Source organism: Rhizobium sophorae (assembly GCF_013087515.1).
Classification (GTDB): Bacteria; Pseudomonadota; Alphaproteobacteria; order Rhizobiales; family Rhizobiaceae; genus Rhizobium; species Rhizobium sophorae.
Map to the genome: position 1 here is coordinate 38,325 of NZ_JABFCN010000011.1, position 24,228 is coordinate 62,552.

The 24,228-nt window shown below is 61.8% G+C and carries 21 protein-coding genes; 5 read left to right on the forward strand and 16 right to left on the reverse strand.

The window, feature by feature from the left end; genetic code table 11:
• Positions 1–25 precede the first annotated feature (25 nt).
• The 3 genes from G9X64_RS06980 to G9X64_RS06990 are packed head-to-tail and all read right to left on the reverse strand — an operon-like array spanning position 26 to position 2,955.
• Positions 26–769, reverse strand: coding sequence for an SDR family oxidoreductase (locus tag G9X64_RS06980; RefSeq protein ID WP_168311133.1), 744 nt, complete (start codon positions 767–769; stop codon positions 26–28).
• Positions 770–786: 17 nt separating this feature from the next.
• Positions 787–1,506: a FadR/GntR family transcriptional regulator gene (locus G9X64_RS06985; RefSeq protein ID WP_168311132.1), complete on the reverse strand. Its 720-nt coding sequence runs from the start codon at positions 1,504–1,506 to the stop codon at positions 787–789.
• Positions 1,507–1,509: 3 nt separating this feature from the next.
• A complete protein-coding gene (locus G9X64_RS06990) occupies positions 1,510–2,955 on the reverse strand; it encodes an FAD-binding oxidoreductase (protein WP_171376244.1) in 1,446 nt (481 codons plus the stop codon).
• Between the two features lie 161 nt (positions 2,956–3,116).
• Here G9X64_RS06990 and gloA point away from each other — a divergent pair, with 161 nt between their 5' ends.
• Positions 3,117–3,530 (forward strand): lactoylglutathione lyase, encoded by a 414-nt coding sequence (gene gloA, locus G9X64_RS06995; protein WP_168311130.1) that lies wholly within the window; start codon positions 3,117–3,119, stop codon positions 3,528–3,530.
• Between the two features lie 77 nt (positions 3,531–3,607).
• Here gloA and G9X64_RS07000 read toward each other — a convergent pair whose 3' ends face one another.
• The 4 genes from G9X64_RS07000 to G9X64_RS07015 form a co-directional block, all read right to left on the reverse strand.
• Positions 3,608–4,576: an ABC transporter permease gene (locus G9X64_RS07000; RefSeq protein ID WP_168311129.1), complete on the reverse strand. Its 969-nt coding sequence runs from the start codon at positions 4,574–4,576 to the stop codon at positions 3,608–3,610.
• Positions 4,577–4,586: 10 nt separating this feature from the next.
• Positions 4,587–6,089, reverse strand: coding sequence for a sugar ABC transporter ATP-binding protein (locus tag G9X64_RS07005; RefSeq protein ID WP_168317125.1), 1,503 nt, complete (start codon positions 6,087–6,089; stop codon positions 4,587–4,589).
• Positions 6,090–6,094: 5 nt separating this feature from the next.
• On the reverse strand, positions 6,095–7,135 hold the full coding sequence (locus tag G9X64_RS07010; protein WP_246270920.1) for an ABC transporter permease: 1,041 nt from the start codon (positions 7,133–7,135) through the stop codon (positions 6,095–6,097).
• Positions 7,136–7,245: 110 nt separating this feature from the next.
• A complete protein-coding gene (locus G9X64_RS07015) occupies positions 7,246–8,325 on the reverse strand; it encodes a sugar ABC transporter substrate-binding protein (protein ID WP_168311127.1) in 1,080 nt (359 codons plus the stop codon).
• A gap of 217 nt (positions 8,326–8,542) precedes the next feature.
• Here G9X64_RS07015 and G9X64_RS07020 point away from each other — a divergent pair, with 217 nt between their 5' ends.
• The 3 genes from G9X64_RS07020 to G9X64_RS07030 all read left to right on the forward strand — a co-directional run bounded on the left by G9X64_RS07020 (position 8,543) and on the right by G9X64_RS07030 (position 12,711).
• Complete coding sequence (locus G9X64_RS07020) at positions 8,543–10,153, forward strand: GMC family oxidoreductase (protein ID WP_168317126.1); 1,611 nt, start codon at positions 8,543–8,545, stop codon at positions 10,151–10,153.
• Positions 10,154–10,179: 26 nt separating this feature from the next.
• Positions 10,180–11,448, forward strand: coding sequence for a glycerate kinase type-2 family protein (locus G9X64_RS07025; protein ID WP_168311125.1), 1,269 nt, complete (start codon positions 10,180–10,182; stop codon positions 11,446–11,448).
• Positions 11,449–11,562: 114 nt separating this feature from the next.
• Positions 11,563–12,711 carry an aldo/keto reductase gene (locus G9X64_RS07030; RefSeq protein ID WP_171376245.1) on the forward strand — a complete coding sequence of 383 codons (1,149 nt, stop codon included), beginning with the start codon at positions 11,563–11,565 and terminating at the stop codon, positions 12,709–12,711.
• A 184-nt stretch (positions 12,712–12,895) separates the two neighbouring features.
• On the opposite strand, the gene G9X64_RS07035 is transcribed toward G9X64_RS07030, so the two are convergent.
• From G9X64_RS07035 to G9X64_RS07075, 9 genes are all read right to left on the reverse strand, one after another.
• Positions 12,896–14,407 (reverse strand): FGGY-family carbohydrate kinase, encoded by a 1,512-nt coding sequence (locus G9X64_RS07035; RefSeq protein ID WP_168311123.1) that lies wholly within the window; start codon positions 14,405–14,407, stop codon positions 12,896–12,898.
• Positions 14,408–14,427: 20 nt separating this feature from the next.
• Positions 14,428–15,444, reverse strand: a complete 1,017-nt coding sequence (locus G9X64_RS07040) for a galactitol-1-phosphate 5-dehydrogenase (RefSeq protein ID WP_168311122.1) — start codon at positions 15,442–15,444, stop codon at positions 14,428–14,430.
• A gap of 29 nt (positions 15,445–15,473) precedes the next feature.
• On the reverse strand, positions 15,474–16,580 hold the full coding sequence (locus tag G9X64_RS07045; RefSeq protein ID WP_171376246.1) for a glycerol dehydrogenase: 1,107 nt from the start codon (positions 16,578–16,580) through the stop codon (positions 15,474–15,476).
• Positions 16,581–16,668: 88 nt separating this feature from the next.
• The gene (locus G9X64_RS07050) at positions 16,669–17,427 is read right to left on the reverse strand and encodes an SDR family NAD(P)-dependent oxidoreductase (RefSeq protein WP_168317131.1); all 759 of its coding nucleotides are present in this window, start codon (positions 17,425–17,427) and stop codon (positions 16,669–16,671) included.
• A gap of 15 nt (positions 17,428–17,442) precedes the next feature.
• Positions 17,443–18,216: an SDR family NAD(P)-dependent oxidoreductase gene (locus tag G9X64_RS07055; RefSeq protein WP_168317132.1), complete on the reverse strand. Its 774-nt coding sequence runs from the start codon at positions 18,214–18,216 to the stop codon at positions 17,443–17,445.
• 7 nt (positions 18,217–18,223) lie between these two features.
• Positions 18,224–19,744, reverse strand: a complete 1,521-nt coding sequence (locus tag G9X64_RS07060) for a xylulokinase (protein ID WP_168311118.1) — start codon at positions 19,742–19,744, stop codon at positions 18,224–18,226.
• 19 nt (positions 19,745–19,763) lie between these two features.
• Positions 19,764–20,759 carry an ABC transporter permease gene (locus G9X64_RS07065; protein WP_376766389.1) on the reverse strand — a complete coding sequence of 332 codons (996 nt, stop codon included), beginning with the start codon at positions 20,757–20,759 and terminating at the stop codon, positions 19,764–19,766.
• Positions 20,756–22,267: a sugar ABC transporter ATP-binding protein gene (locus G9X64_RS07070; protein ID WP_171376247.1), complete on the reverse strand. Its 1,512-nt coding sequence runs from the start codon at positions 22,265–22,267 to the stop codon at positions 20,756–20,758. Before G9X64_RS07070 ends, G9X64_RS07065 begins: the two co-directional genes overlap by 4 nt.
• Positions 22,268–22,362: 95 nt before the next feature.
• A complete protein-coding gene (locus tag G9X64_RS07075) occupies positions 22,363–23,331 on the reverse strand; it encodes a sugar ABC transporter substrate-binding protein (RefSeq protein WP_168311116.1) in 969 nt (322 codons plus the stop codon).
• 255 nt (positions 23,332–23,586) lie between these two features.
• Between G9X64_RS07075 and G9X64_RS07080 the strand changes: the two genes are divergently transcribed.
• Positions 23,587–24,213 carry a glucose-6-phosphate isomerase gene (locus G9X64_RS07080; protein ID WP_171376248.1) on the forward strand — a complete coding sequence of 209 codons (627 nt, stop codon included), beginning with the start codon at positions 23,587–23,589 and terminating at the stop codon, positions 24,211–24,213.
• Positions 24,214–24,228 lie beyond the last annotated feature (15 nt).

Sequence of the window (24,228 nt, forward strand, 5' to 3'; positions counted from 1 at the left end):
CATTGTCCGTTTGTAGGGTTTGACTTCAGGCGTTCGCCCAGCCACCATCGATGACGATGGCATTGCCGGTCATGAAGGCCGATTCCTTGCTGGCGAGATAGACGGCCAACTCGGCGACTTCCTCGGGCGTCCCAAGGCGCCCCATCGGCTGGCGGGCGATGAAGCCTGCCCGCGCCTGGTCATAGTCCCCGAGCGCCCGCATGCGATCCTGCAGCGAAGGACTTTCGACGGTACCGGGGCAGATGGCATTGGCGCGGATGCCCTGCGCGACATAATCGAGCGCCACCGACTTCGTCAGCCCGATCACCGCCGCCTTCGTCGTGCCGTAGATAAAGCGGTTGGGTGCGGCGATCACCGTCGAAGCGACAGACGCCATGTTGACGATTGAGCCGCCACCGCCGGCGATCATGCCGGGCAGGAAGGCGCGGATCATGCGGTACATGGCGCGGATGTTCAGGTTGACGGAAAAATCGAAGGCGTCCTCGTCGCATTCGAGGATCGAACCGTGGTGGACGAAGCCAGCGCAGTTGAAGAGGATATCCGGCGCATCGATTTCCTCGGCGAAGGCGCTGATCTCCGCCGGGTTCAGCACATCGAGCTTGCGCGCGGTAACGCCCGCCTGATCGCGCAGCGTATCGAGCTTTGCAGCATCGATATCGGTTGCGCAGACGCGGGCACCTTCACGCAAAAAGGCCAGCGCGGTGGCGCGCCCCATCCCCTGTCCGGCTGCCGTCACGACAGCGGATTTTCCCTCAAGTCTTCCAGTCATGTGAGATCCTCAACAGATTATTCGGATTGTTCTCCGGCCAGCCCGACACGGTTCGCGGCACCATGGAGGTGCGCTCGCATGGCATCGCGGGCTTTGTCGCCGTCGCCCGCTTCGATGGCATCGAGAATGCGTTGATGTTCGCCGAGGGTCACCGCAGCAAGATCCTCGGAGCGCTGCTGGTTGCCTGACGCCAGGATGCTTTCGCGCACCCGCTCGGAAACGAAGGTCAGGAACTGGACCATGTAGAGATTGCCGGTCGCCGCGGCGACAGTCTTATGGAATTCGAGATCGGTCTTTAGCCACATGACGCTGCCGTATGGCGCGTCACGCATCGTCACCAGCGCATCCTTCATCGTCATCAGGTCGTCCCCCGTCCGGCGCTTGGCGGCAAGTGCTGCCGCCTCGACTTCAAGGATGCCGCGCAGCTCGAACAGCGACTGGAAAGCCGCAGCCTGCTGCAAGGCTTCGTAGTCGATCGTCAGCGTTGTGGCATTCGGCTGGTCGGCGACGAAGGCGCCGCGGCCCTGCTGCGACCAGATCCGGCCCTCGGACCGCAGCCGTGCGATCGCCTCGCGCACGACGTTGCGGCTGACACCGAAGGTCTGCGCGAGCTGCTGTTCGGTCGGCAGCTGATCACCCGGCATCAGGCGTCCCTGCGCGATTTCGCGCGAGATCGAGCTAGCGACCAGCGTCGACAGATGCGGGCCCCGATTGACCTTGTCGAGTTTCAGCGTCATTCCCTACCCCTCTGCCATGCCATCTGCGCTTGCCAGTATCCGACCCTCGCTCAAAAGATGCCTCGGGTCGAATGCATCCTTGATCCGGCGCGAAAGCTCCAGCGTCAAGGGGTCGGCGCGTTTCAGAAACGCCTCCTGCTTGACGCGGCCGATCCCATGTTCGGCACTGATCGAGCCGCCATGCTTGTCGACGATGTCGAAGATCACCTCTTCGGCGGCATGAAACAGGCTGTCGAACTGGTCGACCGGCATGCCGGCCGGCGGGACGATATTCAGATGAATATTGCCGTCGCCAACGTGACCATAAGTGACCGCGATTGCCTCGGGGTGTTTCTGCGATAGCGCATTGAGCGTGTCGCTGACGAAGGCGGCGAGGCTCGATATCGATACCGAGACATCGGTCCTGAGATATCGCCCACCGCGGCCCTGAGCCTCGACCATCATCTCGCGCAGCAACCAGAGCCGGTCGCCCTGCGCCTTGCTGCTGGCAATCACGCCGTCTAGAACCAGATCGGCGGCATCGCCGAGAAATCCTTCGAGCAAGGCGCGAAGATCGACGCGTCCGGCAGCCGAAGCTTCGATTAGTACATAGACGGGATAGGCTTTGCTCAGAGGGTCTGGAAGATCGTCGCGGGCATCAATAGCGATCTCGATGCCGCCGCGCAGGATAAGCTCGAATGCCGTCAGCAGGTCGCTGCACTGGCGGCGCGCCCGCGCATAAAGCTGCATGGCATCATCCACCGAGGCGAGCCCGACCAGCGCCGTTTCCACCTGTTCCGGCTTCGGAAACACCTTGAGCGCCACGGCGGTGATGATGCCGAGCGTGCCTTCGCTGCCGATGAAAAGCTGTTTCAGGTCATAGCCGCGGTTATCCTTGCGCAGCGTGCGTAGACCGTTCCAGATCCGTCCGTCGGCAAGCACGACCTCGAGGCCGAGCACCAGGTCGCGGGTCATGCCGTAGCGCAGCACGTTGAAACCGCCGGCATTGGTCGAGACGTTGCCGCCGATCCTGCAGGTACCCTGCGCGCCGAAAGTGATCGGCAGGATACAGTCGGCCGCTTCCGCATGGCGCTTTGCATCTTCGAGAATACAGCCGGCCTCGACGACCATGGCAAAATCGATCGGATTGACGGAGCGCACCTTGTTCATCCGCTCAAACGAGACCACAACCTCGCCGCCCGGGTAGCTCGGCACCGCGGCGCCGACGAGACCAGTGAGGCCGCCCTGCGGAACGACATGGATCTTCTGCTCGTGGCAAAACGCCATCAACCGGCTGAGCTCGTCTGCCGAACGCGGCCTCGCAACTGCCAGCGGGCGGCCGTAATGCTCTCCCGACCAGTCGCGGCTGTAGCGCTCCAGCGCCTCGCCTTCCGTCAGGAGCAGGTCCGCCGGCATTGCGGCAGAGAGGGCTGCAAGCGCTCTTTCCTGAAGGGGCGGGAAGGCATTCATTCTGTTGCTCCGGTTAGGCGGGAAAACATCTGGACAACTGGGTCACTTACATGGTTATCATACAACACTGGTCTCGAACATCAAGTGCGGCGATCTTTTCCAATGCTCGCCTTTCGCTAAAAACCAGTGTAAAAACGATAACTTGCAGGAGGATCCATATTATGACCGCAGCGTCCGGCCAATTTCGAAATATGCACACCATGATCCGCGTATTCGACCTCGACAGGTCGATCAAGTTCTACACCGAAATGCTCGGCATGACGCTTCTCCGCAGGGATGATTATCCGGGCGGAAAGTTCACCAATGCCTTCGTTGGTTACGGTCCCGAGGAGACGGACACCGTCATCGAGCTGACCTACAACTGGGGCCGCGAGGAACCTTATGAACTCGGCACGGGATTCGGCCATCTGGCACTCGGCGTCAACGACATCTACGCCGTCTGCGCCGCGCTCGAGAAGCAAGGTGCCAAGATCCCGCGCCCGCCAGGCCCGATGCAGCACGGCACTACGCATATCGCCTTCGTCGAAGATCCGGATGGCTACAAGATCGAGCTGATCGGTCTGGACACAATGTGACGGTCGCTTCGTCTTCCGAAGGCCGCGCTGCAATACGCGGCCTTTTTTGTTTGCTGGTGCCGTCTGCGCGCGGCCCATCATTTGATGATCGCAATCTTGCTGCGGTCAATGGTGATGGCGACGGCGAGGATCAGCACCGAGCCGAAGACGACGTTTTCGGCGAAGATGTTGATGCCGATGAAGGTCATGCCGATGCGCACGATCGAGATGATCAGCGCACCGACCGCCGTGCGGGCGACACCGCCGAGACCGCCGGTGATGGCAGTACCGCCGACGATGACGGCGGCGATTGCCGGCAGCAGCAGCTGATTGGCAAGATTGGGCGAGCCGCTCGACAGACGCGCAGCCAGGATGACCCCGGCAATTGCGGCCAGCATGCCGGAGATCGCAAAGGCGACGATCTTCGTGCGTTCGACATTGATGCCCGCGGCGATCGCCGCCGGTTCACCGGCGCCGATTGCCAGGCTATGACGGCCGAAGCGCGTGTATCTGAGGCCGAAAAAGGCGAGGATCCCAATGATCGCGGCAATCCAGATGACGGTCGGCAACCCGGCAAACGTCCCGTTGATCCAGGCGGTGTTTTCGCGTCCGCCCTCCTCGATGGTGATCGCCCGGCCGGCAGCGGCCCACAATGCGATACCGGCCACGACGCCGCCCGTCGCCAGCGTCGCCACGAAGGACGGCACCTTGAGGCGGACATGGACATAGCCACTCAGCGCCCCGAAAATGAGACCCGACAGGATTGCCACGGGAAAGGCCAGCATGCCGATCTGCGGCAGAAGCTGTGCCAGGATGACGCTCGACAGCGACGCCACCGACTGGATTGACAGATCGATGCCGCCGATCAGGATGACGAAGGTGACACCAGCCGCCAGGATGAAAAGCACGGCGGTATTGGAGAGAAGAAGTAGCAGCGTGTCTCCGGTCAGGAAGCCCGGTGCCGCAAGTTCGATGATCAGCACCAGCACCACCAGCAAGGCAGGAGGTATCGCCCCTTTCATCCAGCCCGCGGCGAGGAGAGATTTCATGTTGTTGAGGCTTGTCATGACGCTCTCCTCACACCATTGCCCGAACGAGATCGACCTGATCCGGTTTGTTTCCCGGCGCAGCATCGAAATGGGCAGTAACGGCGCCGTCACGCATCACCAGCACGCGATGCGACAGGCCGATCGTTTCCTCAAGCGTATCGGAAATCAGCAGGATCGCGACACCCTGCGATGAGAGGTCACGGACCAGCTCGTAGACTTCTTCCTTGGCCCCGACATCGAGCCCGCGCGTCGGGTGATCGAGGATCAGGATCCGCGATCCCGCCGTCATCCAGCGCGCCAGGACCACCTTCTGCTGGTTGCCGCCGGAGAGCTTCCGGCAGGCGATATCAGGTCCCGGCGCCTTGATACGCAGGCGCTTGATCCAGTCGGCAGCCAGCTGCCGTTCACGGCGGTAGTTGATCGCGCCGCCGCGCATCACCGAGGATAGATCGGCGAGCGTGATGTTTTCGGCGATCGACAGGAACATCACCAGCCCCTCGACGCGACGCTCGCGCGGGACGTAGCCAATGCTCTTGCGAACCGCCTGTTCCGGGGTACGGAAATGCACCGCCTCGCCGTTGATCTTCAAGATTCCGCCGGTATGGGTCATGAAACCGCCGATCGTTCGCGTCACCTCTTCGCGGCCCGAGCCGACGACGCCGGCGATGCCGACGATCTCGCCCGCATGGATCTGCAGATCGACATCGTGAAAGGCGCCAGCGATCGCCAGCCTGCTGGCATCGACGACGATCTCGCTCTTCGGCGGCAACTGCTTGTCTTCCTTGTAATACGTCGATTGCAGGCCGCGACCGACCATGATCTCATGCAACTCGGGACCAGTGACGTCGGTTGCCAGATGCTCGGCCACCACCTGTCCGTCCTTCATCGTGTAGACGCGGTCGGAGATACGCAGCACTTCATCCAGCCGGTGCGAGACGAAGACGAAGCTTGCCCGCGATTTCAACGAGCGGACGCGCTTGAACAACACGTCGATATCGCTGCCGCTCAAGACCGAGGTCGGCTCGTCGAGCAGGATCACGAGCGGTCGCGAGACGGCCTCCTCCAGCGTCAAAGCCTTGGCGAGTTCGACCATCTGGCGCGCGGCAAAGGTGAGTTCCGACGTCCGCGCGGTCACGTCGATATCGACGCCTATCTTGTCGAGCTGGCGCTTTGCCGCTGCTCTCATCGCTTTCCAGTCGACAATGCCGAAGCGGACGAATTGGCTTTCCTGGCCTAGATAGATGTTTTCGGCAACGGAGATGTTGAGCAGCAGCGACTGCTCCTGAAACACCATGCCGATGCCTTGGGCCGCACCATCGCGGGCATTACGCAGCTTCAACGGCTGGCCGTCGAGCTTGAGCGTTCCGCCATCGGGCTGATGCGTTCCCGCAAGAATGCGCATCAATGTCGATTTTCCGGCACCGTTTTCACCGATGAGGCCGACGACCTCGTTCGGCCTGATTTCAAGCGAGACGTTCTTCAATGCGTGAACGCCGGCGAAGGATTTGCAGATATCGTTGGCTGAAAACATGGCGGTCACTTCACGATCTGGAGGCGCAGGCGGTCGAGCGACAGCGCGACGGCGGCGATGATCATGAGGCCCTGCACAGTCTGCTGCACATAGGGCGAGACGCCGAGCAGGATCATGCCGTTGCTGAGAACTGTGACGATCAGCACGCCGACCAGCGTATTGACGACGCCGCCTTCACCGCCTGTCAGCGCCGTGCCGCCGACCACCACCGCGGTCACCGCTGCGAACAACCTACCGTCGGCGATGACGGCATCGGAGCGGCCGAGCTGGGCTGCGGCAAGGACGCCGGAAATGCCGAAGAAGAAACCGGCCAGGCCGAAGGCCATGATGCGTACACGGCGAAGATTGATGCCGGACAGTTCAGCGACGTCCTCACCACCGCCGATCGCGATGATGTGGCGGCCAAGGCGGGTGTAATATTGGACGGTGCAGGCGATCAGGAATGCCGCAAGCGCCACCCAGACGGCCAAGGGCAGTCCGAGAAAGCGGGCGAGCGCCAGATCGCGGATGGAGGGATCCATCAGGCGTACGGCGGAACCGCCCAGCATGTAGACAGAGATGCCGAGCCCTATGAACCAGACGCCGAGCGTCGCCATGAACGATGGTATTCTAAGATATGTCTGGATGATGCCGGTCGTGAGGCCCATTACAGTGCTGGCGGCGATCGCCGCGATGACCGCAAGCCAGCCATAGGCGTTGGCATTGGCATCATTGGTGGCGAGCAGGACAGTCACCATCGCCGCGACCGAAAGCGAGCCTTCGACCGAGAGGTCGATGCTGCCGAGCAGGATGATGAAGGTCAGGCCCATGGCGAGCGTCAGCGGAACGGCGGCGGAATTGGCAACGCGCACGAGGTTGCGAGGCTCGATGAAATTGGGATTGGCGATAGTGATGAGAATGCAGAGGGCGATCAGCACCAGCGCCGGAGCGTAGGCGCGCAAACGCTTGAGATTCGGACCGCTGAACAGGCGGCTTCCAACAGTCGGCATGGCACCTGCCTGTTCGTTTTTCGTCATAGTCTTGATGTTTTCGGCATTGATGGTCAACAGACGGCACCTCGTTGCGTCATCCGGAAAAGCTGGCAGGCGCCGCTACGCCTGCCAGCGAGGAGGCAGCCGCGGGAGGAGCCGCTGCTGCGCGGGAGACATGGTACTTGCTATGCGCGGATCGCGCCTGTCACACGACCCCAAAGATCGTTCCAGTCCAGCGTCGGATGCGAGTCGATGTTGGTCTTATAGTATTCCTCGACATTCTCCTTCGCGATCAGCACAGCCTTGCCGTAGAACTCGCGATGATCGGCCGGCTCCTTGGCGGGGTCGAACTTTTTCTGAAGAGCGGCGAGACCGATGGCGAGGCCCATGCCGCCCTGCCAGTATGGATCGGAGGTGACGGTGCAGGCGAATTCACCTTTGCGCACAGCATCGACCGCAGCCTTGATGCCGTCCACACCGACGACCGGCACTTGACCGGCAAGATTCTCGGCACGCAGCGCCTCAAGAGCCCCAGTACCCATGTCATCGTTAGCAGCCCAGATGCCCTTCACGTCGTCGCCGAAGCGCGTCAGAAGATTACCCGTCAGATCGTAAGCCTCCGACGACTTCCAGTTGGCAACCTGGAAATCCAGAAGCTTGATGTTGGTATTGGCGGCCAGCGCGTCTTCCAGGCCCTTCTTGCGCTCGATCGCCGCGGTGTTCGAGATCTGGCCGCCAAGCGCGATGATGCCGCCGGAGCCGCCGATGCTCTTGAAGAGGATTTCGGCAATCTGCTTGCCGCTCGAGACGCCGTCGAATTCGATATGCGATACGTAATTGGGATTGAAGTCCTTCGGGTGCAGATCTTTCGGCTTGTTCCATTGCGTGACGACATAGGCGCCAGCCTTGGCGCAGGCCTCGACGATCGGGCGCGCATCCGGAGTGTCGTTCGGGTCGGAGTTCAGCACCATGTTGCCGCCGGTCTTGGCGAGCATCGCCTTGATGTCGGCAATACCCTTTTCACTGTTGCCTTCGGAAACCAGCGTCACGTGATCGAGGCCGATCGCAGAGGCGAAGGCCTCGGCGCCGGTTTTCCAGACGGCGTGATAGGGGTTGGAGAGAGAGCGGATGGACGTGACAAGCGTCGGCTTGTCGGCTGCAAAGAGCTGCCTGGGCAGAGCGGCCACAGTTGCACCGGCTGCCACGGTTGCGAGAAATGATCTGCGGTTCATGCCGCCGAAACGCGAATTTATCTTATCAATCATTCGAAAACCTCCCGTTGAATGACGAAGATAGCGATGCCGTCCTTCTTCCCCGGCACATCTATCTGAAGCGACATCGTCCTACCATTTGTACGACAACCCTTCAAGACGATAACCGTACCCTTTCTCTTGACGCGGGGCAAGAGACTTGAGATTGTGATCGCAGATTGATGCCCGGACAACGAGGAAATCCCGGTTTTCAGGACTTACGGAGGAGAGAATGCCTGATTACGTCATCGTCGGGGGCGGCTCGGCGGGATGCGTGCTTGCCGCGCGCCTGAGCGAGGATTCGGATGTTTCCGTGACCCTGCTGGAGGCCGGCCCGCGCGACAGCAATATGTACATCCATCTGCCCGTCGGCTTCTTCAAGATGACGGCAGGTCCGTTTATCTGGGGTTACGAGACGGTCGCCGGGCGCGAGATTGCAGGGCGCAAGATGGTCTATCCGCAGGCCCGCGTGCTTGGAGGAGGCAGCTCGATCAATGCCCAGGTCTTCACCCGCGGCTGCCCCGAAGATTATGACGGATGGCGCGATCTCGAGGGATGCACGGGGTGGGGCTATGAGGATGTGCGTCCCTATTTCCGCAAATCCGAAGGTAACGACACGTTCGGCGGCGCCCATCACGGCACCGAAGGGCCGCTCGGCGTCAGCTCGCAGACCCCGCACGCCTTGACACGCGTTTTCGTACGCGCCGCGCAGGAAGCTGGCCTGCCTTTCAATCCCGATTTCAATGCTGGATCACAGGCCGGTGCGGGCTTTTACCAGACGACGACCCGCAACGGCCGCCGCAGCAGTACGGCCGTCGGCTATCTGAAGCCCGCCGCGCACCGCAAGAACCTGACGGTCCGCACGGACACCGCCGTCAATCGCATCGTTATCGAAAACGGCTGCGCCGTCGGCATCGAGATCATCGAAAACGGCCGGCCGGTGCTGTTGCGCGCCGAGCGCGAAGTGATTCTGACATCTGGCGCCATCGGCTCGCCGAAGATGCTGATGCTCTCGGGCCTCGGGCCCGCCGATGAACTGCGGGCACTCGATATCGACGTGATCAGAGATCTGCCGCAGGTGGGCAAGAACCTCCAGGATCACATGGATGTCGACGTTCTCGCCGAACTCACCGGCTCCCATGGCATCGACCGTTACAAGAAGCGTCATTGGCAAGTCGCAGCCGGCATCGAGTATGCGCTGTTCGGCAAGGGGCCGGTGGCATCTACTATCGTCGAGGGTGGCGGATTCTGGTGGGGCGATCGCGCCGAGACGACACCTGACCTCCAGTTCCATTTCCTGCCCGGCGCAGGCGTCGAGGAAGGTATTGGCGGCGTGCCGGGTGGCAACGGCTGCACGTTAAATTCCTACCACGTGCGCCCGCGTTCGCGTGGGCACGTGACGCTGCGCTCGAAGGATCCGACCCTGCCGCCGGCGATTGATCCGAACGCCTTTGCCGAACCCTACGATCTCGAACGAGCCATCGATGGCATCAAGATCAGTCAGGAAATCCTGTCGCAGCCTGCCTTCCGGCCATTCGTCAAGCGGCTGCATCTGCCAGACGGCAACATTCGCACGCAGGAGGAATACCGTCAGTTTGCCCGGCAATATGGCCGCTCCGCCTATCATCCCGTCGGCACCTGCCGCATGGGTGGCAGCGACGACGCCGTCGTCGACCCGGAACTCAAGGTCCGCGGAATCGATCGGCTGAGGGTCTGCGACAGTTCCGTCATGCCGCGGCTGATTTCGTCCAACACCAATGCCGCAACCGTGATGATTGCCGAAAAGGCGGCCGATATTCTCAAAGGCGTCCTGCAACGGCAACCGCAGCACGATTACGCATGACGATCCTTCCCAGCGCAAATCATTCCATGACCCATTCCATCCCCTCGCCCCGTAAATTCCTGACCTCGCTTTTCAATGCCGCCGTCAAGGCAGCCGATCCGCTGACCGGGATCGCGGCGCATCTGCCGGAAAGGCCGCAAGGCAAAACCATCGTCATCGGCGCCGGCAAGGGGGCAGCGCAGATGGCCCGGGCCTTGGAGAGCCTTTGGGATGGCCCGCTCGAAGGCGTCGTCGTCACCCGCTACGGCTATGGCTGCGAGACAGAACATGTCGAGATCATCGAAGCCTCGCATCCTGTGCCCGATGCGGCAGGCCTTGCCGCATCGAAGCGGCTGGTCGAGACGGTGAAGGATCTCTCCGCCGATGATCTCGTCATCGCACTCGTCTGCGGCGGCGGCTCAGCGCTGCTGCCATCTCCGCCGGAAGGACTGACGCTCGAAGACGAGATAGCGCTGAACGAGATGCTGCTTGCCTCGGGCGCTCCGATCTCGGCGATGAATGTCGTGCGCAAGCATCTCTCGACCATCAAGGGCGGGCGGCTGGCGGCGGCGACCAAGGCCCGCGTCGTCAGCCTGATCGTCTCCGACATCCCGGGCGACAACCCCGCCCATGTGGCATCGGGGCCGACGGTGCCGGATCGCTCGACCCGGCACGAAGCACTTGAGATCATCGCCCAGTACGGCCTCGAGCTGCCGCAGGCAGCAATCGATCACCTCAATTCGGCCGCAGCCGACGCACCGCTTCCCGGCGATCCGACCTTTGCCCGCAACACTCACCACATCATTGCCTCGGCCGGTGTATCGCTCGAGGCCGCAGCCGCGCTTGCCCGCGCGAGCGGCATCGAGGCCGCGATCCTGTCGGATGCGATCGAGGGTGAATCCCGCGACGTGGCACTCGTCCATGCGGCCATCGCCAAGGAAGTGTCCGGCCGCAACCGGCCGTTCGCCAAGCCCGCAGTCATCCTTTCCGGCGGCGAGACCACGGTGACATTGCGCTCAAAGGGCGGCAAGGGGGGACGCAACGGCGAGTTCGCGCTGGCAGCAGCACTTGCCTTCGACGGTTACGATATCCATCTCCTCGCCGCCGACACGGATGGTATCGATGGCTCGGAAAACAATGCCGGAGCCTTTGCCGACGGTTCGACCGTCAAGCGCCTGCGCGCCGCCGGCCTCGATCCGCGTCGCATTCTCGATGCCAATGACAGCTATTCCGGCTTCAAGGCGATCGGCGACTTGTTCGAAACAGGGCCCACCGGGACCAATGTCAACGACTTCAGGGCGACCCTGATCCTTTAATCGATAGCGGCCATGCAACATCTACTCTTCATCGGTAAGCTCAACCAGCCGACCTCCTAGTTCCGTAGCACCAACGGCGATTTACAAGAACGTCATGGCCCGGCGCAATTCCGTGTGTATGGTTACAGTGTTGTACGACAAGCTGTTTGCATCTATCATGGATCGCTATGGGCCGGGGCGGTTCGCTTAAACAGAAACCATGCCGCACAAAAAGGAAGGGGCAGGAGATCAATGTCGAAGATGCAGACGAGAGCGGTGACCGCACCGGGATTGCAGATCACCACGATGGGGTTGGGAGGAACTGGGCTCGGCAACATGTATCGCGCCACCGACCCAAAGGCTGCGCATGATACGGTCCATGCCGCCTTCAACAATGGTCTGCGGTACTTCGACACCGCTCCCGTCTACGGCTTCGGCTTGGCCGAAGCCCGTCTCGGCGACGCCATTCAGAGCCTTCCGCGCTCGGAGATCGTCATATCATCAAAGGTCGGTTATGATCTGGTCCCTATTCCCGATAGTGAAGTAAAGCCGGTCCTGTGGGATGGGGCACCACCATTTCGCGCCGATTTCGATTATTCCCGTGATGCGGTGCTGCGCTCCATCGAGGGGTCGTTGAAGCGCCTGCAGACCGATTACATTGATATGCTCGCCATCCATGATCCCGATGAAGCAATCCATTTTCAGCCGGGCGAAGACCCCTTTGCGCGCAGCCGCTTCAAGGAAGCGATGGAAGGAGCATACCCGACGCTTGATGACCTGCGATCCCAAGGCGTCATCAAGGCGATAGGCGTTGGCATCAACCAATGGCAGATGCTGTCCGACTTCGTCGAAGCAGGCCAGTTCGACTACTTCCTTGTGGCCGGGCGTTACACCCTGCTTGAACAGGAGCCGCTGGCGACCCTCTTTCCGGCCTGCGAAAGGAAAGGAACGAAAATCGTCATCGGCGGACCCTACAATTCCGGAATTCTTGTCACCGGGCCTGTCAAGGATGCGACATTCAACACCAAAATCGCCCCCCCGGCGGTCCTGGATCGCGTCGCCCGCCTCCATGCTGTTTGCGAGAAGCACAATGTTCCCCTCCCCGCTGCCGCACTTCAGTTCCCTCTAGGGCACAAGCAAGTCGTCAGCGTCATTCCGGGCGCGCGTTCCGTCGCCGAACTGGAGCAAAATCTCGAATTTATGCGGTGGCCTATCCCGACAGCGCTATGGTCCGAGCTTAGGGAAGAGAACCTCATCGACCCGGCAGCGCCGCTGCCTAGTTGAGTAGCCGGCAATAGACTTTAGGATATAAGTACTGGTTGCAAGCCCGAGTCCCACATAAAGGCAATCGGCGTGCGATGACGCTTGAGAGATAGCTGCCCGTTCATGTGGCGAAGAAAAACGAGCTACCCGGCAGCGAGCGAGCGGAACTGGAAGTCGCGTTCGATGCAGTCGGGTTTCACTCGGCCTACCCCCTGAGCTGGCTGGCCGCCAGCCGCCGCGATTGCGGCATCAGCAGTTCTGTAGCCTCAAGATATTCGCCGAGCAATTGCTTGTAGATTTCATGCGCCGCGAGATCGGGCGCGATGACCGTCGCTTCCTGTTGAACTGCTTCGGCCGCCGCGAAGAGATCAGGTACGAGGCCGGAGCCGGTGGCAGCCGCGGCAGCCGCGCCAATGATGGTGAGATTGGCCTCGCGTGGCAGTTCGACGGGCATGCCGATTGCGTCGACAGTCGCCTGCAACCAGAGCCGGTTCTTGGCATAGCCGCCCGACGAGACGATACGCTCGACCGGGACTTCCAGTTCGCCCGCGCGCTTGAGCACATTGGCCGAGGCCAGCGCCACGCTTTCGATCGCCGAGCGATAAAGGCTGGCGCGATCATGGCCGAGCGACAGGCCGATGACGGCGCCGCGCAATAGCGGCTCGCGATAGGGCGTGCGGTTGCCCATGAAATAATCGAGCGTCACCAGGCCGGTGCCGCCGACGGGTATTGCGGCAGCTTTCTCGCGGAGTGCCGCACTGCCCGCCGCATCGAGTTCGAACAGTTTCTTCTCGAACCAGGTCAGCACCGATCCGGCGGAGACCTGGCCGGCTTCGACCAGCCAGTGATCGTCGACCAGCGCATGCGGATAGGGACCCCAGAAGCCATCCATCGGCCGCTGGCTATCGAGCTGGAAGAGCTGGACTATGGAGGTGCCGCCGATCATCAGCATCTCGCCTGATTTCATGGTTCCGGCCGCCACCATGCCGATATGGGCATCGACGCCGCCCTGTGACAGGAGGGGGCGATTGGCGAGGCCGAGATGATCGGCAGCGGCGGCACTGACGACCTCGACCGGCGCGCCAACGGCGAAAATATCAGGCGGCAATTTTGCCTCCAGACCCTCGACGCCGAATTCGGCATAGAGTTCGGCGGGAAAGCGCTTCTGGACAGAATCGTAGTTCCATTTGCAGGTAGCGTTCATCCGCGAGCCGACCCATCGGCCGGTCAGCATGAAATTAATATAATCGAGGCATTCGCAGATGATGTCGGCATCGGCATAGACCGCCGGCTCATGGTGGGCGAGCCACATGGCCTTGGAGATCAACCATTCCGATGCATTGGCGCCGCCGGCATAATCCATGACGGGATTGTTCGACCGGCTACTGCGCTCGGCTTCATCGGCGGCGCGACAATCCATCCAGAGTAGTGCTGGGCGCAAGGGCGCGCCATCGAGCTTGCAGGCCACGACGGTCGATGCTGTGGTGGCAGCACAGATGCCTGATATCTCGGGTGAACCGAGGTCGCGCATCAGGCCGCGGCTGGCCCGGCCCAGCGCATCCCACCAGTCGAGCGGCGATTGCTCGGCCCAGCCGGGGCGCGGATAGATGGTCTGGTATTGCTCCTCGCGTTCGCCCAGCATGCGGCGTGTTTCAAGATCGAACACGCCGACCCGGATGCCGCCGGTGCCGAAATCCAGACCGAGGAGTTTGGCCATGCGAACGTGACTCCCTGGGCTTACGGCCTGAACATGATTTTCGAGAAGAATTCGCTCTTGTTCTTGATTTTCTCGAACATTCCCGGAAGCGCCTCCAAGCCAAGCTCATGGGTAATCATGAACTCCCACTTGAGCCTGCCGCTCGCGAGACTGTCAAGCGTCACCGTCCACTGCTTGCCGGGATAGGGCGCGCCGAAGGAATTCCACGCGCCGTGCAGCGAGACTTCCTGACGGAGGAAATGCTGGAAGGTCTTGTTCTCCAGCGTGATGTCGCCCACGGGGATGCCGATGAAGACGACATGGCCACCGGGCGCCGCAAGCTTGGCCGCGACATTGATGGACGAATTGTGCCCGGCCGCCTCGACGATGATATCGCATTTGACAGCGGGCGGAATCTGGCCGGTCACCAGGAAGGTCTGATCGGCGCCGGCTTCGCGTGCCTGGGCGAGTTTCTCGTCCGAGACGTCGATCGCGACGACTTCCGTACACCCCATCAGCTTCATCCACTGGATGGCGAAAAGGCCGATCGGGCCGCAGCCGATGACCGCACCGCGCTGGCCGGCGGTCGGCGGCGCTTTCCAGATAGCGTGCAGCGCGATCGAGGCCGGATCGATCATTGCCGTGGCGCGCGGGTCCATGCCTTTTGGCGCGCGCAGCAGGTTACTCACGGGAACCGCGACGAACTCGGTATAGGCGCCATCGCGGCGCGAGCCGAAGTAATCGTAGTCCCGGCAGCGGGAGAAATTGCCGGTCATGCACTGGTCGCATTTGTAGCAGGGTAACATGGGCGGCATGCCCATCAACTCGCCCACCGAGAAGCCTTCGACGCCCTCGCCGATCTCGGTAATGTGGCCCGAGAATTCATGGCCGCAGACGATCGGCATCTTGTGGGCGCCCTTGATCAGCATGCGAGGAATGTCGGACCCGCAGACGCCGACGGCTGCAACCCGGAGCATGACATGGCCGGGCTTGAGCTCGGGCTTCGGGATATCTTCGAGGCGGATGTCGCCGGGTGAATACATGACGGCTGCGCGCATGGAGTGGTCCTGTCTTTCAAGAAAATTGGTCAGCCCTTGAAGCTGCTGGTAAAGGCATCGGTAGCGATGATCGCATCGCGAACAATGGCAACGGAAAGCGGCACCGCCACTTTCCATGTGGGCGAACCCTCGGCGAGGGCTGCTTCCGCGACCCGCTCGATATCAGCGCGGCTCACGGAGGCGAGGTTGAGGTCGGCGAGCCGGGTGGGAAGGCCGAGCGACCGGCAGAAGGTGGTCATCTCGCTGATCTCAGCGAGCGGCCGGCCTTCGAGCATCAGCAGGCAAAGGACGCCGAAGGCGACCTTTTCGCCATGGAAGAAGCCGTGGGTTTCATCGAGCACCGTCAGGCCATCGTGGATGCCGTGGGCTGCCGAGACGCCGCAATTCTCGAAGCCGAGGCCGGAGAGAAGCGTGTTGGCCTCGATGAGGTTTTCGACGGCTGATGTCAGCGCACCCCTTTCGGCCGCGAGCTTAGCGTCCAGCGCATCGCGCATCAGCACGTCATGGCAGGCACGCGCGATGGCGATGCCGGCGGCCGGCGGCAGCATGTTGGGTCGGACGAGATTGTTGGAATTGGAATCGAGGTTGGACCGCGCTTCGAACCAGGTCGAGAGAGCGTCGCCGATTCCGGCCACGAGAAAGCGCACCGGGGCACGGACGATCACCGCGCTATCTACCACGACGATATCGGGATTGCGGCCGAGGAAATGCGCTTCCTGATAGACGCCCTCATCGCTGTAACGCACGGCGATCGCACTGCAAGGTGCATCGGTGGAAGCGATGGTCGGCACGATGACAATGCGTCCGCCGGTCGCGATGGCCGCCATCTTGGCCGTATCGGCCGTCTTGCCGCCACCTATGCCGACGACGACACTCGCGCCCGAAGATTTTACGAGCGCTGTGACGCGGTCGATTTCACCCTGCGAGCATTCACCGTTGAAGCGCTCGAGCTGGTAGGCGAGGCCCGCCCTCTCCATGCTTTCCTTAAGAGTCGGGCCATACTGATCGAACACGAACGGGTCGGCCAGCAGGAGCGCCTTGTCACCAAGCCCGGAGGCATGTTCACCGAGTCGGGTCAGTTCGCCGGCGCACTGGATGTATTTGTTCGGCCCACCGAAGGAACGGCCACCAGACATGGAGATAACTCCTTTAAGCACAATCGTGCATCAACTTTACATTTGTAGACGAGTGGGCGCAGTTCGCCCGCTCGGCATTCGTTTTGTGCTACCAGCCGCCGTTCACATAGCCGCCATCGACGGGTAGCGTGGTGCCGGTGACATAGAGGGCGGCGGGAGAAGCCAGAAACAGGCAAGTTCCGACGAGATCATCCACGGTGCCCCAGCGCTTGAGCGCGGTGCGATGCTTGATCTTGCCGGCATATTCCGGCACCGACCAGAGATCCTGAGTCATCGCGGTCTTGTGGTAACCGGGGGCGATCGCATTGACGCGGATGCCATCTGGGCCGAATTTGTGCGCCAGCGCTCGTGTCAGGCCGACGATGCCCGTCTTGCTCGCGCAATAGGCCGGCACCCGGTCATCGGCGAGATAGGACAGCATCGAGGCGGTATTGATGATGGCGCCTTTCGACTGCTTGAGCAGCGGATGCGCCGCCATGGCCAGCCGCATCGCGCTGTTCATGTTGACGTCGATCACTTCGAGATAGGCATCTTCGTTGAACTCGTTATCCGGCTTGACGATGCCGGCGGCATTGACCAGCACAAAGAGCGAGTCGAGCGCCGGGACGAACTTGTCGATTGCCGCCCGATCGCGCACATCCAGATGCTCGAACCGGATGCCCGAGAGCGCCGGATCATTCCTGATCTTGTCCAGCTTCGCCTGTGACGTTCCAGTGGCGACGACCTCCGCACCCATGCCGGCAAAGCCCTGCGCAATCGCCAGGCCGATGCCGCTCGTGGCGCCCGAAACCAGCACCTTCTGGCCCGCATAGAGGTCCTTGCGGAACGTATCCAATATCTCTTGCATCAAATCCTCCTCAAATTACCAGGCAGTGTAGCCGCCATCGGCGGTCACGATTGAGCCGGTCATCAGGCTCGCCGCGTCGGATGCGAGAAACAGGATGACGGCGGCGACTTCCGGCGGCTGGCCCATCCGGTTCATGGGCGTATTGCCGACCCAATGCTTCATCATTTCGGGGTCGTCATAAACGTAACGGGTCAGTTCGGTCTCGATATAGGTCGGGGCGACCGCATTGACGCGGACGTTGCGCGTCGCCCATTCCGCGGCGAGCGAGCGCGTCAGGTGGTGCACGCCGGCCTTGGATGCATTGTACTGCGCCTGTTCCTGCGGCCGGTTGACGATCTCGGCGGACATCGAGCCGACATTGACAATATTTCCGCCGCCCTGTTCCAGCATCGCCTTGCCGAACGTGCGGCAGCACCAGAACAGGCCGTTGAGATTGACGTCGATGACCTTGAGCCAGGTCGGATCGTCCATGGTCTCGGCAGGACGGTTGGAAATGGCGATGCCGGCATTGTTGACGAGAATATCCACCCGGCCATGCTTGGCGACGATCGCCGCATGCACGCGCTCGACGGCGCGGGGATCGGTGACGTCGAGTGTCTCGCTGTCGACCGAACGGCCCTTGGCACGAAGCTCTTTGGCCGCTTTGGCTGCTGCCTCGCCGTTCATGTCGGTGATGACGACCGTGGCGCCGGCTTCGCTCAGCGCATCGGCCGTGGCAAAGCCGATGCCGCGCGCGGCACCCGTGACAACAGCCGTCTTGCCCTTGAGGCTGAACAATTCGAGATACATTCTTTCCTCAACCTTCCTGCAATTGTGTCTCAGCCAGCGCGTCGAGATCGTCATAGAGCGACTGGCTATTGAAATAGAGCTTGTCGAAGATCGGCTGCATGCGGCTGTAGCGTTCGTGCCAGGCTGGATCAGGCTGAATTTCATCGGCATAGCGGACATAGGCCGAGATCGCGTCATCGAGCGAAGACATGGCACCGGTCGCGACCGCGCCCATAGCCGCGCAGCCGAGGATGCCGCATTCCTGCTCCTCGGGCACCACGATCGGCACGCCGTAGATGCTCGCCTTGATGCGGAGCCAGAGTTCGGTCTTGGCACCGCCGCCGGAGGCGATGGCGCGTTCGATCTTCTGGCCGGACGCATTTTCCATGATCTTGAGATGCCGCGCGCCGGCAAAGGCCACGCCTTCGAGGATGGCGCGGTTGAGATGGCTCAGGCCATGAGCGGCACCGAGACCGAAGAACTGGGCGCGAGCATTGCGATGGGTGCCGAGCCGTTCTCCGGTCAGGAAGGGCAGGAAGAACAGGCCATCGGACCCCACGGGTGCGGCGTCGGCTCGGGCAACGAGCTGGTCATAGCTTTCCTTGCCCTCATGCAGCGCGCGGCGCGCCCAGCGCATGGCGTCGCCGCCGGTTTCGAGCAGCACGAACGGCCCCCAATTGCCCTCGACCGTCGCAACGTTGGAGATATCGGGATCGAGCAGCGGCGCGCGGGCGATCAGCGTCAGGATGCAGGATGTGCCAGTCACATCGGAGACGAGGCCGGGTCGCGACGTGCCGGAGCCGAGCAGTGCGACCGGATAATCCGCACCACCTACAAGCACCGGCGTACCGGTGGCGAGGCCGGTCTCGGCCGCAGCCGCCTCGGTGATGGCCCCGAGGATTTCCAATGGATTGCGGATCGGCGGCAGTTTCGACACATCGAGGCCAAGGCGTTTCACCATGGCTGGCGACCACGCCCGCGTCCCGGGGTTCATCAGGAACGAGCACGACGCATCGCCTTCATCCATGGCGATTTCGCCGCTCAGACGGAGGTTGATGTAGTCCTTCGGCATGATGACGTGGGTGGCCTTGGCATAGGCTTCCGGATCGTGGTCTCGCAACCAGGCGAGCTTGAAGCCTGGCCAGGCCGGCGTTGGCGGATTGCCGCTTTCGGCGAGATAGGCGATGGGCGCATTGTCACGCTCGAAATCGCGGACCAGGTCGATCGTGCGCTTGTCGTTCCACAGCGGCACCGCGTCGCGCATCAGGCGGCCATCGGCATCGACCAGCACGGTGCCGTGCATCTGGCCACAGGCGACGACGACGGAGATACGGCTCTTCGCATCCGGCACTTCGGCAAGCACACTGCGGATGCTTGCCACGACGCCCGCCCACCAATCCGCCGGGCGCTGTTCGGCCCAACCGAAGCGCGGCACGATCTGGTCGTGTTCACGGGCAGCGATGGTGACGATCCTGCCCGCCCCATCGACCAGGGCGGCGCGGACGCTTCCCGTGCCGACATCGATCGCGAGCGTGAGGGCGGAGGTCATGCGAATTGCCCCTCCAGCCTCAGCGCTTCAACGAGCCGGTCGAGTATTGCAACAGCATGGCGACGACGATGATAGCGCCCATATAGACCTGCTGGTGGTAGCCCGGCACGCCGGCGAGGTTCATGATATTAGCGATGATGCCCATGACCAATGCGCCGAGCAGCGTGTTGATCACACCGCCCTTGCCGCCCATGAGGCTCGCGCCGCCGATCACGACTGCAGCGATGACATTGAGCTCGGCGCCGACGCCGACCTGCGCCGAACCCACCCCGGTGCGACTGGACGAAATGATGCCAGCAACCGCCGCTAGTACGCCGGAGATCATATAGACCGCGAGAATGTAGCGCGGTACGGCGATACCGGACAGGCGGACGGCCTCCTCGTTGGAGCCGATAGCCGTGACGATGCGGCCGAAGCGGGTGAAATTGAGCACCACGCCACCGACGATGAAGACGGCGAACATCAGCAGCACCGGCTGCGGAATGCCGAACAGGAAGCCCGAGCCGAAACGGCTGAAGGCGGCACCCGCCTCGTCGAGCGGTATCGGCCGGCCCTCGGAGATGATCAGCGAGAGGCCACGCGCAATGGCCATCATCGCCAGCGACATGACGAAGGAAGGTAGCCGCAAATAGGCGATGAAGCCGCCGCTTACCAGGCCGCAGAGTGCGCCGCAGGCGAGAACCATGAGAATGGTGGTCACGGCGCCGTAGCCGGAAATTGCACAGAAATAGCCGGTCAGGACCGAACCCAGCGCCATGACGGAACCGACGGAGAGGTCGATGCCGCGCGTCAGAATGACGAACAGCATGCCGACCGCCATGATGCCCGCGCTGGACGCCACTTGGCGCAGCACGTTGAGGATATTGCCACGGCTGAGGAAGTTCTCCGACCATATCGTCGCAACAACGACTAGCACGAGGAAAATCGCGAGCGTGCCGAAGCGTTGGATGATGGACCGGTAATCGACCTTGGTCTTTTCTTCCGGCTGCATGGCGGTGTCTGTCGTGCTTGTCATGCCTGGCCACCCTGATTTGCTGTTAGTGCGCCGCCTGTCATCGACAGGCCCAGCAGATTTTCTTCGCTATAGGTCTCGGGCGTCAGTTCGCCGCGGATGCGGCCCCGCCCCATGGCGAGCACGCGATCGCAGAGACCGAACAGTTCCTGATGCTCGGACGAGATTACGAGCACAGCCTTGCCATCCTCGGCGAGCTTGTTGACCAGCGCATAGATTTCGCTCTTGGCGCCGACATCGACGCCGCGTGTGGGTTCGTCGAGAATGATGACATCGCCGTCGGCGTGGAACCACTTGGCCAGCACGACCTTCTGCTGGTTGCCGCCGGATAGGCTGGACACCGGCGCATCCACGCTCGATGCCTTGAGCCTGAGACTCTTGCCCAGTGCCGTGACATCAGCGCGTTCTTGGGTCCGCTTGAGGAAGCCGAAGGCATTCACCACCGACGACATTTTTGCCATGGTGGAATTGACGCGGATCGGCTTGTCAAGAATGACGCCCTGCTGCTTGCGGTCCTCCGGCACCAGGCCAATTCCGGCTTCCACTGCGTCCTTGGGCGATCTCGGCTTGAGCATCTTGCCCTTGAGCGTGATCGTGCCGCTCTCCAGCGGATCGGCGCCGAAGATAACGCGGGCGACTTCCGTGCGGCCCGAACCGATCAGGCCGCCGAGGCCGACGATCTCGCCTGATCGAACCGAGAAGCTGACATCACGCACCATGCGCCCAGCATTGAGATGTTCGACCTTGAGCATTTCCTGGCCGATGACACGCTTGCCGCGCTCGGGGAACATGGCCGATATCGGCCGGCCGACCATCATGCGGATGATGTCGTCGATCTTGACATCGCTGGTGGCAACCGTGCCGACAGTCTGGCCGTCCTTCATCACGGTCATGCGGTCGGCAATGTCGAAGACTTCCTCGAGGCGGTGCGAGATATAGACGATGCCCACGCCCCGATCGCGAAGGCCGCGGATGATCTCATGCAATTTCATCGCATCCTGCGCGGCGAGCACGGCCGTCGGCTCGTCGAAGACGATGATCTTGATATCCCGCGACAGCGCCTTGGCGATCTCGACCACCTGCTGGTGGGCAACCGCGAGCGTGCCGGCTATGCGGCCGGGATCGATCTTGAAGCCGAGGCGATCGATAAGGTCCTTGGCACGCTTGCGCAGGCTGGCATGGGAAATGACACCGGGCAGTTCGCCCAGGAAGATATTTTCCGCTACGGTCAGGTCGGGCGCCAACGCCAGTTCCTGATGAATGATGACAATGCCGAGCGCACGCGCATCCCGGGGATCGCGGAAGACGACCGGCTTGCCATCGATGACGACTTCGCCGTGGCTGGGAACCATTTCGCCGCCGAGGACCCGCATCAGCGTGGACTTGCCGGCGCCGTTCTCGCCGAGCAGGGCGTGGACCTCGCCGGGCCGGACATCGAAACCCACCGATTTCAAGGCGTGGATGCCGCCAAACGACTTGGAGATGGACTTGAGTTTGACAAGTTCGGTCACAGTGGTGCTCCGGACAGAAGGCAATGAGACGACGGAGGAGTTGGGCCCCGCCGTCTCATCTCTACGACTTGTACAGCCGTCTCGGGAGAAGAGTGTCAAAAGACAGCGTCGGCACGGTAATACTTGTCGACATTGTCCTTGGTGATAACGTCAGGCGTCGTCAGGTTGAGCTTCGGGAAGTTGTCCGGCAGTTCGCCCTTCACCGCCTTAAGGCCGATATCGACCGCCGTGCGGGCCACGAGATCGGGATCGTTGAGGCCGGTTGCGCCGTATTTCCCATCCTTGATGAGGGCGAGCGCTTCCTTCTGGCCGTCGGCAGCGGCGAGCGCCAGCACGTCGGTCTTGCCCTGGGCTTCGAGCGCCTTCATCGCGCCAAGCACCATGGAGTCGTTCTCACCGAGCACGACATTGGCGTCCGGATGCGCGGTCAGCAAGTCTTCCATGGCAGCGAGACCGCCTTCGTGGGCCCAGCCGCCCCAGCCCTGGCCGACGACTTCGAAGCTGACCTTGCCTTCGTTGACCAACTGGCCTTCGACGAGCCCCTTGAAGACGCCGAGACGGCGATCGCGGCCGACTTCATTGCCCTTGTCGCCCGAGAGAAGGATGATCCTCATCGGCTTGCCCTGCATGGCCTTGGCAAGCCACTGGCCGACGAGGTAGCCGTTCTGGTCATTCGACGAACGGACCTGGGTGATGACATTGGCCTTCGTGCTGATCGAGGAATCCATGACCACAACCTTGACGCCGGCAGTGGTGGCAGCATCAGCGGCGGCAACGAGACCTTCCGGATCACGCGGGTTGAGGATCAGCAGATTGACGCCCTTGGCAACCATGTCTTCGACGTCGGCGATCTGCTTGGCCATGTCGTTCTGACCGTCGGCGCTGGTCACTTCGCAACCGGCCTTTTTGGCCTGGTCCTCGGCGGCGGCAACCTGTGCGGCGAAATAGGGAGCGCCGAGCGTGTACATCGCGATGCCGACCTTGCAATCGGCAGCCTGTGCAGCGCCGAACGAGCCAACACTCATGACGGCAGCCAGCACGCATCCTGATAGGGTAATCTTCATGGGTTTCTCCTCCGATTCCATGACATGGAAGCAATGCGGCCTCCTTTTTGTAGTTAAAATACATTTTTCTCACAGCGTCAAGCCGCCGCTCCCCCCACTTTAATGAACTGCGCGCACAATGATGACCCTTATTGCGGTGCAAACCAGTATTTTGCGTCGCAGCGGTCAAAAATGAAGCGGTTTGGCGGGCTCCATCACTTGCGCTTCAATCGCCGTTATGTAGTATAACTACCGGAAACGAACTGGAGGATAGCAATGGCTTTGTTTGAGCCGGGCATCGGATATGTCGACATCGCAGCCGGACAGCTGAAAGGCGCCACCAACCGCTATGTGAAGACATTCCGCGATCTGGAAGGCCTCTATGAGGACGCCGAAGCGTTTGCGGCGGTCGTCGCCGCGCGCGGCGATGAGGTTGCCTATGAAGTCACCGACTACAAACCTTCGGCAAATGCCGGCGACATCATCATCGGCGTCACCCGCATGGAACCCGGCAAGGTGGGCCGAGAATATCACATGACGCGCGGCCATATCCACGCACGGCCGAACCGGCCGGAAATGTATTACGGTGAAAGCGGGCTCGGCGTCATGCTGCTCGAAAGCCCGGCAGGTGATATCCGCACCGTCGAGATCGGCCCCAAGGCGATTTGCTATGTGCCGCCGTTCTGGATTCATCGTTCGGTCAACGTCGGCAGCGAGCCGCTGGTCATGACCTTCGCCTATCCCGCCGATTCCGGCCAGGATTACGACGTCATCGCCAAGGCAGGCGGCATGAAGAGCCGCATCGTCGATGACGGCAGGGGCGGATGGAAGGCCATCGACAACACCGCCTATTTGACCCGGCCGCAGGCGCTGGTCGACAGCATCATGGCTAGGCTCGACTAGCGAGGGGGAGGATCA

Excerpts from the sequence above, each read along its gene's own strand:
- gloA (WP_168311130.1), top strand. The coding sequence starts at position 3,117 with ATGACCGCAGCGTCCGGCCAATTTCGAAATATGCACACCATGATCCGC.
- G9X64_RS06985 (WP_168311132.1), bottom strand. The coding sequence starts at position 1,506 with ATGACGCTGAAACTCGACAAGGTCAATCGGGGCCCGCATCTGTCGACG.
- G9X64_RS07060 (WP_168311118.1), bottom strand. The coding sequence starts at position 19,744 with ATGACCTCCGCCCTCACGCTCGCGATCGATGTCGGCACGGGAAGCGTC.
- G9X64_RS07080 (WP_171376248.1), top strand. The coding sequence starts at position 23,587 with ATGGCTTTGTTTGAGCCGGGCATCGGATATGTCGACATCGCAGCCGGA.
- G9X64_RS07035 (WP_168311123.1), bottom strand. The coding sequence starts at position 14,407 with ATGGCCAAACTCCTCGGTCTGGATTTCGGCACCGGCGGCATCCGGGTC.
- G9X64_RS07040 (WP_168311122.1), bottom strand. The coding sequence starts at position 15,444 with ATGCGCGCAGCCGTCATGTATTCACCCGGCGACATCCGCCTCGAAGAT.
- G9X64_RS07050 (WP_168317131.1), bottom strand. The coding sequence starts at position 17,427 with ATGCAAGAGATATTGGATACGTTCCGCAAGGACCTCTATGCGGGCCAG.
- G9X64_RS07020 (WP_168317126.1), top strand. The coding sequence starts at position 8,543 with ATGCCTGATTACGTCATCGTCGGGGGCGGCTCGGCGGGATGCGTGCTT.
- G9X64_RS06990 (WP_171376244.1), bottom strand. The coding sequence starts at position 2,955 with ATGAATGCCTTCCCGCCCCTTCAGGAAAGAGCGCTTGCAGCCCTCTCT.
- G9X64_RS07025 (WP_168311125.1), top strand. The coding sequence starts at position 10,180 with ATGACCCATTCCATCCCCTCGCCCCGTAAATTCCTGACCTCGCTTTTC.
- G9X64_RS07075 (WP_168311116.1), bottom strand. The coding sequence starts at position 23,331 with ATGAAGATTACCCTATCAGGATGCGTGCTGGCTGCCGTCATGAGTGTT.
- G9X64_RS07005 (WP_168317125.1), bottom strand. The coding sequence starts at position 6,089 with ATGTTTTCAGCCAACGATATCTGCAAATCCTTCGCCGGCGTTCACGCA.
- G9X64_RS07065 (WP_376766389.1), bottom strand. The coding sequence starts at position 20,759 with ATGACAAGCACGACAGACACCGCCATGCAGCCGGAAGAAAAGACCAAG.
- G9X64_RS07045 (WP_171376246.1), bottom strand. The coding sequence starts at position 16,580 with ATGTCTGGTGGCCGTTCCTTCGGTGGGCCGAACAAATACATCCAGTGC.
- G9X64_RS07055 (WP_168317132.1), bottom strand. The coding sequence starts at position 18,216 with ATGTATCTCGAATTGTTCAGCCTCAAGGGCAAGACGGCTGTTGTCACG.
- G9X64_RS07000 (WP_168311129.1), bottom strand. The coding sequence starts at position 4,576 with ATGACAAGCCTCAACAACATGAAATCTCTCCTCGCCGCGGGCTGGATG.
- G9X64_RS06980 (WP_168311133.1), bottom strand. The coding sequence starts at position 769 with ATGACTGGAAGACTTGAGGGAAAATCCGCTGTCGTGACGGCAGCCGGA.
- G9X64_RS07015 (WP_168311127.1), bottom strand. The coding sequence starts at position 8,325 with ATGATTGATAAGATAAATTCGCGTTTCGGCGGCATGAACCGCAGATCA.